Below are 1,074 nucleotides of genomic sequence, written 5' to 3'. Positions count from 1 at the left end.
ATCGGTGTCGGCAAAGTGGCCGTGCTGGGTCTGGGTCAGGTTGTAGCCACCCCCGATGTCAACATACGGACCGGTGATCGTCGTGGCCATTGAGGCCGCCGGAGCGGCAGCCATCAGGGTCGTTGCCAGTAACGCCGTGCGAAGACGCATATTTTCGTCCTTCCTTAAGACTCGTTCTTTATAGTCGTGCCGCCGGGATGTCTGCGGTCGCTAGTCAGCTTCATGCGTAACATCCTATACCGCTATCGGTTTCGTTTTAGAAACCCATCAGTTTGGCAGGGCTGATATTACACTTATAATACGTATACACGATATATTATAATGACATGATAATAAAGGATAATTTAAGGATTTTCCGCATTGTTGCACTATGTTTCCCAAAAGGGGCGGCGGGTTGGCGATGCCGGTTTTCCCGGGACGTTGCCATAATAACACAATGTCCCATGGCCGGAGTCTACGGCGTCGTGTGACCGTCATCCGCCGTGGGGGAGGGCTTTGTGGATGATGACGGTGTGGCATCGTGCACGAAGACATGCCTGCGGCTGATGTGGAAATTGGCGGCCATGCCACTGAGCGCTCCCGCAACCAGCGCGAAGACAGGATGGATCCGGCAGGTGACGGACAGGTGGAACAGCACAAGGACGCACCCGCGGTTCAGGCAGAATCCGGCACTATTCCCCACCATGAACCGTGCCCACTGGCGCAGGGCGTGCTGCCTGCCCGCATGGCTGCGGAAGGTCCATAGCCGGTTGCACAGCCAGTTTGCCGAAGCGGCAACGAAATATGCACTGAGGGCAGCGCCACTCAGTCCGATCAGAGGGCGCAGGGCATAGACGGTGGCCGTATCCCATCCCAGGCCCATTACACCGACAATCCCGAAGCGCAGGAACTGAAAAACGGGGGCAGGGGATCTGTCAGGCACCGAAATGCGCTCCTCACTCTCCGGCGTGGTGCATATGGCGGCAATCCATCATGCCGTACAGCAAAAAGGGAGTGCCGAAGCACTCCCTTTCGCTGAAGTCAGTCTGACTGATTTTGGGATCAGTGCAGGATGATTTCGACGCGACGGTTCTG

At 56.6% G+C, this 1,074-nt stretch carries 1 protein-coding gene and 1 pseudogene; both read right to left on the bottom strand.

Annotated features, from left to right (window positions below; all coding sequences use genetic code 11):
- Positions 1-150: pseudogene (locus CFR72_RS16825) on the bottom strand (OmpA family protein); the annotation flags it as partial.
- A gap of 304 nt (positions 151-454) precedes the next feature.
- Positions 455-922 carry a GtrA family protein gene (locus CFR72_RS16820; protein WP_244182361.1) on the bottom strand — a complete coding sequence of 156 codons (468 nt, stop codon included), beginning with the start codon at positions 920-922 and terminating at the stop codon, positions 455-457.
- Between the last annotated feature and the right edge of the window lie 152 nt (positions 923-1,074).

The organism is Gluconacetobacter entanii, from assembly GCF_003206495.1.
Taxonomy (GTDB): Bacteria; Pseudomonadota; Alphaproteobacteria; order Acetobacterales; family Acetobacteraceae; genus Novacetimonas; species Novacetimonas entanii.
Note: the sequence above shows the minus strand (reverse complement) of the source record. Positions and strands in the feature narration are given on the sequence as shown.